The following is an 8270-nucleotide window of genomic DNA, read 5'->3' as shown; positions in this document are numbered from 1 at the left end:
ACGCAGGGGCGTCGCGGCCTCTATAGGCGTTAGCGCGTGTTCAAAGTCTCGCGAGCTAGAGCCAAACAAGGCGAAAAGACCTGAGGAAGCGGAGTTTACAAAACGTAAATGAGCATTCCGAAGGTCTTTTCAACGCCGTTTGGCCGACGCGCAGCAGACTTTGAGCAGGTGCTTAGGCCTCGGCGGTGCGGTCGAGCAGGTACTGCACCAGCAGCGGGACCGGACGACCGGTGGCGGCCTTGTCCTTGCCGCCGCTGATCCAGGCGGTACCGGCCACGTCCAGGTGCACCCAGGGATAGGCCTTGGCGTAGCGCGCCAGGAAGCAGCCGGCGGTGATGGTGCCGGCCTTGGGGCCGCCGATGTTGGCCATGTCGGCGAAGGGACTGTCCAGCTGCTCCTGGTACTCGTCGTGCAGCGGCAGTTGCCAGACGCGGTCGTCGGCGCGATCGCCGGCCTGCTTGACCTGGTCGATCAGGGCGTCGTCGTTGCCCATCAGGCCCGAGACCAGCGAACCCAGCGCGGTGATGCAGGCGCCGGTAAGGGTGGCGATGTCGATCACCGCCTTGGGCTGGAAGCGCTCGGCGTAGGTGAGGGTGTCGCACAGCACCAGACGGCCTTCGGCGTCGGTGTTGAGGATCTCGATGGTCTGGCCGCTCATGCTGGTGACGATGTCACCCGGACGGGTGGCGGTGCCGCTGGGCATGTTCTCGGCCAGGGCCAAGAGGCCCACCACGTTGATCGCCGGCTTGAGCTCCATGAGGGCGCGGAAGGTGCCCAGGACGCTGGCGGCGCCGCACATGTCGTACTTCATCTCGTCCATGCCGGCGCTCGGCTTGATGCTGATGCCGCCGGTGTCGAAGGTGATGCCCTTGCCGACCAGGGTGTAGGGCTGGGCATTCTTGGCGCCGCCCCGGTACTGCAGCACCACCAGGCGCGGCGGCTGGGCGCTGCCCTGGGCCACGGCGAGGAAGGAGCCCATGCCCAGTTCGCGCATCTTCTTCTCGTCGAGCACCTCGACGGAGAGCCCGGCGTCCTTGAACTGCTTGCCCAGGGCCTTGGCCTGATCGGCCACATAGACCGGATTGCAGATGTTCGGCGGCAGGTTGCCGAAGTCCTTGGCGTAGGCGGTGCCATGGGTGATCGCCAGGGCATGGGCCAGGGCGCGTTCGGCTTCCGGCTGGGAGGCCTTGGTGGTGACCAGGGTCAGCTTCTTCAGCGGCCGCGGCTCGGCCTTCTTGCTCTTGAAGCGATCGAAGACGTAGTCGCCGTCGGCCAGGGTCTCGGCCAGCAGGCGCAGGCGGGCATAGCCGTCGCGATTCTTGACCGGCACATCGCCGAGGGCGATGGCGGCGTCGCTGCCGCCCAGGCTCTTGAGCACGCTCAGGGCGCCGCTGGTCAGTTTGCGGTACTGGCGGTCGGACAGCCCTTCGCTGGCGCCGCTACCCACCAGCAGCACGCGCTCGGCCTTGAGGCCGGGCAGGTTGGTCAGTAGCAGGGTCTGGCCGGCCTTGCCGGCGATGTCGCCGCGCTTGACGGCCGCGCTCAGGGCGCCGGAAGTGGCAGCGTCCACGGCGCTGGCTGCTGCGTCGAGCGCACCGCCTTCACCGACGGCCACGACCAGCGTGGCGGTTTTCAGGGTTTCCGGACGAGCGTTTTTGACGACGAATTCCATTAGGAGAAGCTCCCCAAGACAAACACATGAGTTCGCAGGATATAATGCGGGGCTTTCGCCAGGGCCTTTCCCGGCGATCGGCCTTCAACGGGTGGGCCTTGCAACGCAAGCCATGCAGCCGAGCTAGTGTGAGCGTTCGCGCCAGAGCCTGACAACCCTGGAGAATCCTGTTTGATCGTCTTCCGCTATCTGTCTCGAGAAGTTCTCACCACCCTCGGTGCGGTCAGTGCCGTGCTGCTGGTGATCATCATGAGCGGCCGCTTCATCAAGTACCTGGCCCAGGCGGCCCAGGGCCTGCTGGATCCGGGTGTGCTGCTGCTCATCATGGCCTACCGCATTCCGGGCTTCCTGCAGCTGATCCTGCCGCTGGGGCTCTTTCTCGGCTTCCTGCTGGCCTATGGCCGACTGTACCTGGACAGCGAGATGACGGTGCTCACCGCCACCGGCCTGAGTCCGCGCCGCCTGCTGGCCTACAGCATGGCGCCCGCCGCGCTGGTGGCGCTGGTGGTTGCCTGGCTGAGCCTGTCGCTGGCGCCCCTGGGCGTGCAGAAGGTCACTACCATCCTCAACCAGCAGGACGCCATGACCGAGTTCGACACCCTCGAACCCGGCCGCTTCCAGTCGCTGCGGGACAATTCTCGGGTCACCTACACCGAGCGCCTGTCGGCGGATCGCAGCCAGCTGGGCGGCGTCTTCATTTCCGAGCGCAACACCTCCGCCGTGGGTGGCAAGGACCGTGGCGTGGGCGTGCTGGTGGCCGACACCGGCCGGCAGGAAATCCACCCGGACGGCAGTCGCTACCTGATCCTGCAGAACGGCTTCCGCTACGACGGCGTCCCCGGCCAGGCCGACTACCGCGCGGTGCAGTACGACACCTATGGCGTGCTGCTGCCCAAGCCCGCGGTCAGCGAGGACATCAGCGAGCGTGACGCCGTCACCACCGGCGAACTCATGCGCAGCAACGAGCTGCAGTATCGCGGCGAACTGCAATGGCGGCTGTCGCTGCCGATCCTGGTGTTCATCGTGACCCTCATCGCCGTGCCGCTGGCCAAGGTCAATCCGCGCCAGGGCCGCTTCCTCAAGCTGCTGCCGGCGATCCTGCTGTACATGGCCTACCTGTCGCTGCTGATCGCCGCCCGCGGCGCCCTGGACAAGGGCCGCCTGCCACCGGCCATCGGCCTGTGGGGCGTGCACCTGCTGTTCTTGGTGCTCGGCCTGCTGCTGGCCTTCTGGGAACCGCTCAAGGCGCGTCTGCGCGGTCACAAGCCGGGGGTAGCGGCATGAACAAGCTCGACTGGTACATCGGGCGCACGGTCTTCGTCAGCATCCTCGCGGTGCTGGGCGTGATCGTCGGTCTGGCCCTGCTGTTCGCTTTCATCGACCAGCTCGGCGACTTCGACGACAACTACGGCGTCGCCGAGGCGCTCAAGTTCGTCCTCCTGACCTCGCCGCGGCGCGCCTACGAGATGCTGCCCATGGCCGCGCTCATCGGTTGCCTGATCGGCCTGGGCACCCTGGCCAGCAGCAGCGAGCTGATCGTGATGCGCGCCGCCGGTGTTTCCCTGGGGCGCATCGTCTGGGCGGTGATGAAGCCGATGTTCGTGCTGCTCATCGCTGGCATTCTGGTCGGCGAATACGTGGCGCCCTGGTCGGAAAACCTGGCGCAAAGCGGCCGTGCCCTGGCGCAGAGCGCCGGCAAGGCACAGAGCTCGCGCCATGGCCTCTGGCATCGGCAGGGGCACGAGTACACCCACGTCAACGCGGTGCAGCCCAACGGCCTGCTGCTGGGCGTGACGCGCTACGAATTCGACGACAATCGCCACCTGCTGCAATCCAGCTTCGCCCAGCGCGGCATCTATCGCGGCGATCACTGGGAACTGGAAAACGTCAGCATCACCGACTTCGGCAATCGCCAGACCAGTATCCGCCAGGAGCCCAAGGTGATCTGGAACGTCGAGCTGACGCCGCAGGTGCTCGACACCGTGATCATGGAGCCGGATGCGCTGTCGATTTCCGGACTGTGGTGGTACATCCACTACCTGGCCGATCAGGGACTGAGCAATAAGAGCTACTGGCTGGCGTTCTGGTCGAAGATCTTCCAGCCGCTGGTGACCGCCGCCCTGGTGCTGATGGCGATCTCCTTCATCTTCGGTCCGCTGCGTTCGGTGACCCTGGGCCAGCGGATCTTCACCGGGGTGATCATCGGCTTCGCCCTGCGGATCTTCCAGGATCTGCTCGGGCCATCCAGCCTGGTGTTCGGCTTCTCGCCGCTGCTGGCCGTGCTGGCACCGGCGCTGCTCTGCGCCGTGGCCGGGGTGCTGTTGCTGCGCCGGGCCGGCTAGGGCCGCCCGGCGGCGCCGCTCGCTAGGCGGCGCCCTTGCTCGCTGCCGGCTGCGGCTGCAACCAGCCGGCGTGCGCTTCGCAGAAGTTCAGGATCCGCTGCACCCGGCGGATCTGATCCCGATGGCGGCATTCGCCCACCACGGTACGCACCAGCAGATCGACGTTCTGCATGTGGATCAGGCGCAGATCCGTGCTCATGTCGGGGCAGGCTTCCATCTCGTCCATGCGCGTCTCGCAGCGCGAGAGCAGTCGCTCGATGAAGGCCGGGGAGAAGCGGGCGGGGGTCTGAGCCGTTTCCAGGTCCTTGACCGCCACCTGGGAGAGGGGGGAGAGCGTTTCCATGCGCAAGATCTCGCGTCCGTATCGATGTCTTACTATTGCATGCTTTGCCCCTGAGTTTCAGCTGCCGGTGGTCAGCTGGCTATCCGGTCATTTGCGGGGCTCAGCGCGGATGTCCGGGCGCTTCTGTCGCCACGTCGAGCAGCGCTGACCGCGCCTTAAGATAAGACTGCTTCTGCTGCAAGTCGGCCGGATGGTCGATGGTGAGCCCGGCCAGATAGCGCTGCCAGGCGGCCAGATAGGCCTTCTGCGCATTGCGCAGCAGCCGATCCTGGCCGGCGGGTAACTGGCCCGTGGCATGCGTCTCTTCGGCAGCGGCCTGCATCTGGCAACTGCTCAGCCGCTGACGAAAGTCCGCCAGCCGCGCCTGTTCGCCCGCGAGACGGGCGTTGTTGCCATGCAGTACCAGCAATTCGCAGCCATAGAGGGCGCTGTGCAACCGGGCCTGCAGGGTCCAGCTGGGGGAGCGATTCAGGTCGACACCCGTGCCAGTCGGCCGAGCCGGTTGCTGCATGGCGCAGCCTTGCAGTCCCAGCAAGAGGACGATCAGCAATGGAGCGGTTCGCCTCATACCTGGCCTGTGATAAGCAAATCGAGAATCCCAGCCTACTGGTAGCGTTCCCATTCGTGATACTTGTCCATCAGGTAATTCCCGACTGGCTGCCGCTTCTGGCAGTCCTCACCGCTCAGCGGACTCGGCTCGCAGAGCGGGCCGGCATCGCTGTAGTGACTGCAGCCGGACAGCAGTAGCGCAAGGCCAAGCAATATCCATTTCAAAAGGCATCCTTCCCTACGCTGAAAGCGGGAGTGTGGTGATCAGGAGCGTGCCTGATGGATGGGAGTCGGCGTATTCGCAAAGGTACAAAAACCGCAATTAGCGCAAGGCTGCATACCATGAAAATTCGTCCAATCGGTATCCCTTGACCGTCCTGCTGCCGGGGTAACCTATCCTTCCTGCCCAAGGTAGAGGCCGTCATGCAACTGAGCGACATTCCATTCGGTACCACTGACTGGTCGAAAATCGAGCCTGTAGTCCATGCGGGAGCGAGCGGCTCAGCGCTTTGGCGTACCTGCCAGTTTGGTGCAATACGGGTCCGCATGGTCGAGTACAGTGAGGGTTACCTTGCCGATCACTGGTGCAGCAAGGGCCATATTCTACTTTGCCTGGAGGGTCGGCTGGATACCGAGCTGGCCGATGGCCGCCTCTTCACCCTGACCGCTGGCATGAGCTACCAGGTGGCAGACAATGCAGAGGCTCACAGATCCTCGACCGCTACTGGCGCCAGATTGTTCGTCGTGGATTGAGGCTTGTATAGAGGCCGCGACCAGGGTGCGCCAGGCACAAAAAAACCGCCTCAAGGGGCGGTTTCTTCAGTTTCCATGCCTCTCAGCAGCGGCCTGGAAGGTACAACTTGGTGCCCCGGGGGAGACTCGAACTCCCACTCCTTTCGGAAACGGATTTTGAATCCGCCGCGTCTACCGGTTCCGCCACCGGGGCAATGGCGGCGGAGTATAGGGACGCGGGCAGGCCCGGTCAATCCAAAGTGCTTTGGTGAAAAAGGTCGCTTCCGGTAAGCTGTGCGGCCTTTCGAGATCTACCTGCCATGCACGTCGCCGACTTCCATTTCGACCTTCCCGAATCCCTCATCGCCCGTCATCCGCTGGCCGAGCGCCGCGGCAGTCGATTGCTGGTGCTCGACGGCCCCAGCGGTGAGCTGAGTCATCGCCACTTCGCCGATCTGCTGGGTTATCTGCGATCCGGCGACCTGATGGTGTTCAACGACACCCGGGTAATACCGGCGCGGCTGTTCGGCCAGAAGGCCAGTGGCGGCAAGCTGGAGATCCTGGTGGAGCGGGTGCTGGACGAAGAGCGGGTGCTGGCCCATGTGCGGTCCAGCAAGTCGCCCAAGCCAGGCAGCCGCATCCTCATCGACGGCGGCGCCGAGGCCGAGATGGTGGCGCGCCACGAGGCGCTGTTCGAATTGAAATTCGCCGAGCCGGTGCTGCCGCTGCTGGAGCGGGTCGGTCACATGCCGCTGCCGCCCTATATCGACCGGCCCGACGAAGCCGAGGATCGCGAGCGCTACCAGACCGTCTATGCGCGCAATGCTGGCGCCGTGGCCGCGCCCACCGCCGGATTGCACTTCGACGAGCCGCTGCTGGAGGCCATCCGCGCCAAGGGCGTGGCGACCGCCTTCGTCACCCTGCACGTTGGTGCCGGCACCTTCCAGCCGGTGCGGGTCGAGCGCATCGAAGACCACCATATGCACCGCGAGTGGCTGCAGGTCGACCCGGCCGTGGTGGATGCCGTGGTCGCCTGCCGCGCCCGGGGTGGCCGGGTGATCGCCGTCGGCACCACCAGCGTGCGTTCGCTGGAAAGCGCCGCCCGCGACGGCGAGCTCCAGGCCTTCGCCGGCGAAACGGACATCTTTCTCTATCCCGGTCGACCCTTCCACGTGGTCGATGCGCTGGTGACCAACTTCCACCTGCCCGAGTCGACCCTGCTGATGCTGGTGTCGGCCTTCGCCGGTTACCGCCAGACCATGGCCGCCTATGCCACGGCCGTGGCCGAGGGCTATCGCTTCTTCAGTTATGGCGACGCCATGTTCATCACCCGCAATCCCGGGGCCCAGGGCCCGGAGAGCTGATATGAGTTTCATGAATTTTGAACTGCTGGCCACCGAGGGCAAGGCCCGTCGCGGTCGCCTGACCTTTCCCCGCGGCGTGGTCGAGACCCCGGCCTTCATGCCGGTCGGTACCTACGGCACGGTCAAGGGCATGCTGCCCGACAGCGTCGCCGACATCGGTGCCCAGATCATCCTCGGCAATACCTTCCATCTCTGGCTACGGCCGGGGACCGAGGTGATCCAGCGCCACGGCGACCTGCATGACTTCATGCAGTGGCAGGGGCCGATCCTTACCGATTCCGGCGGCTTCCAGGTGTTCAGCCTGGGCGCGCTGCGCAAGATCAAGGAAGAGGGCGTCTACTTCGCCTCGCCGGTGGACGGCGCCAAGGTCTTCATGGGTCCCGAGGAATCCATGGCGGTGCAGCGCGCCCTGGGCTCGGACATCGTGATGATCTTCGACGAGTGCACTCCCTATCCGGCGGACTTCGACACCGCGCGCCGCTCCATGGAGCTGTCGCTGCGCTGGGCCAAGCGCTCCCGCGAAGCCCATGGCGACAATCCCTCGGCGCTGTTCGGCATCGTCCAGGGCGGCATGCACGAAGAGCTGCGCCTGAGATCCCTGGAAGGGCTGGAAGGCATCGGCTTCGACGGCTACGCCATCGGCGGACTGTCGGTGGGTGAGCCCAAGGAAGAGATGATCCGGGTGCTGGACTTCCTGCCACCGCACCTGCCGGCGGACAAGCCACGCTACCTGATGGGCGTGGGCAAGCCGGAAGACCTGGTGGAAGGCGTGCGCCGTGGCGTCGACATGTTCGATTGCGTGATGCCCACCCGCAACGCCCGCAACGGCCATCTGTTCATCGACACCGGTGTGCTAAAGCTGCGCAACGCCGTGCACCGTCACGACGAGACGCCGCTGGATCCCACCTGCGACTGTTACACCTGCAAACATTTCTCCCGGGCCTATCTGCACCATCTGGATAAATGCGGGGAAATGCTGGGGAGTATGCTGAATACGATCCACAACCTGCGGTATTACCAGCGCGTGATGGCCGGTTTGCGCCAGGCTATCCAAGAGGGTAAATTGGCCGACTTTGTGGACGCCTTCTATGCTCGGCGCGGCCTGCCTACGCCGCCGCTCGACCGCTGAAAGCCCCTGTCCGATCGTCCAGGCGAAACGGCGCTCGCGCGTCCTTTGCCGGGTGCGTGAGCGGGGTCCCGAAGCGGTCGGAACGGCTGCGAGCGACCCCCGGCATCTCTTCTTTTTCCGTCATCCAACTCTGCAAGGA

At 65.1% G+C, this 8270-nt stretch carries 9 protein-coding genes and 1 tRNA gene; 5 read left to right on the top strand and 5 right to left on the bottom strand.

Annotated elements, in window-relative coordinates; translation table 11 throughout:
- Nucleotides 1-172: 172 nt before the first annotated feature.
- The gene (locus tag QMX82_RS18655) at nt 173-1672 is read right to left on the bottom strand and encodes a leucyl aminopeptidase (RefSeq protein ID WP_208694273.1); all 1500 of its coding nucleotides are present in this window, start codon (nt 1670-1672) and stop codon (nt 173-175) included.
- A gap of 171 nt (nt 1673-1843) precedes the next feature.
- Here QMX82_RS18655 and lptF point away from each other — a divergent pair, with 171 nt between their 5' ends.
- Together lptF and lptG are read left to right on the top strand one after the other, a co-directional pair.
- Nucleotides 1844-2956: an LPS export ABC transporter permease LptF gene (gene lptF, locus QMX82_RS18650; RefSeq protein ID WP_208694274.1), complete on the top strand. Its 1113-nt coding sequence runs from the start codon at nt 1844-1846 to the stop codon at nt 2954-2956.
- Nucleotides 2953-4014 carry an LPS export ABC transporter permease LptG gene (gene lptG, locus QMX82_RS18645; protein WP_133863132.1) on the top strand — a complete coding sequence of 354 codons (1062 nt, stop codon included), beginning with the start codon at nt 2953-2955 and terminating at the stop codon, nt 4012-4014. Before lptF ends, lptG begins: the two co-directional genes overlap by 4 nt.
- Before the next feature lie 22 nt (nt 4015-4036).
- Here lptG and QMX82_RS18640 read toward each other — a convergent pair whose 3' ends face one another.
- The 3 genes from QMX82_RS18640 to QMX82_RS18630 all read right to left on the bottom strand — a co-directional run bounded on the left by QMX82_RS18640 (nt 4037) and on the right by QMX82_RS18630 (nt 5131).
- Nucleotides 4037-4357, bottom strand: a complete 321-nt coding sequence (locus QMX82_RS18640) for a hypothetical protein (RefSeq protein WP_282286330.1) — start codon at nt 4355-4357, stop codon at nt 4037-4039.
- Nucleotides 4358-4457: 100 nt separating this feature from the next.
- Nucleotides 4458-4907 carry a hypothetical protein gene (locus QMX82_RS18635; protein ID WP_208694276.1) on the bottom strand — a complete coding sequence of 150 codons (450 nt, stop codon included), beginning with the start codon at nt 4905-4907 and terminating at the stop codon, nt 4458-4460.
- Between the two features lie 53 nt (nt 4908-4960).
- A complete protein-coding gene (locus QMX82_RS18630; protein WP_208694277.1) occupies nt 4961-5131 on the bottom strand; it encodes a hypothetical protein in 171 nt (56 codons plus the stop codon).
- Between the two features lie 198 nt (nt 5132-5329).
- On the opposite strand from QMX82_RS18630, the gene QMX82_RS18625 reads away from it, so the two are divergent.
- On the top strand, nt 5330-5659 hold the full coding sequence (locus QMX82_RS18625; RefSeq protein WP_208694278.1) for a DHCW motif cupin fold protein: 330 nt from the start codon (nt 5330-5332) through the stop codon (nt 5657-5659).
- A gap of 108 nt (nt 5660-5767) precedes the next feature.
- Here the strand turns inward: QMX82_RS18625 and QMX82_RS18620 are convergent.
- A tRNA-Leu gene (locus tag QMX82_RS18620) sits at nt 5768-5852 on the bottom strand.
- Nucleotides 5853-5958: 106 nt separating this feature from the next.
- On the opposite strand from QMX82_RS18620, the gene queA reads away from it, so the two are divergent.
- Together queA and tgt are read left to right on the top strand one after the other, a co-directional pair.
- Nucleotides 5959-7002 (top strand): tRNA preQ1(34) S-adenosylmethionine ribosyltransferase-isomerase QueA, encoded by a 1044-nt coding sequence (queA, locus tag QMX82_RS18615; RefSeq protein WP_282286321.1) that lies wholly within the window; start codon nt 5959-5961, stop codon nt 7000-7002.
- A gap of 10 nt (nt 7003-7012) precedes the next feature.
- Nucleotides 7013-8131 carry a tRNA guanosine(34) transglycosylase Tgt gene (gene tgt / locus QMX82_RS18610; protein ID WP_051226203.1) on the top strand — a complete coding sequence of 373 codons (1119 nt, stop codon included), beginning with the start codon at nt 7013-7015 and terminating at the stop codon, nt 8129-8131.
- The last annotated feature ends 139 nt before the right edge of the window (nt 8132-8270 follow it).

The organism is Pseudomonas sp. PS02302 (genome assembly GCF_029959585.1).
GTDB classification, from domain to species: Bacteria; Pseudomonadota; Gammaproteobacteria; order Pseudomonadales; family Pseudomonadaceae; genus Chryseomonas; species Chryseomonas aestiva.
Note: the sequence above shows the minus strand (reverse complement) of the source record. Positions and strands in the feature narration are given on the sequence as shown.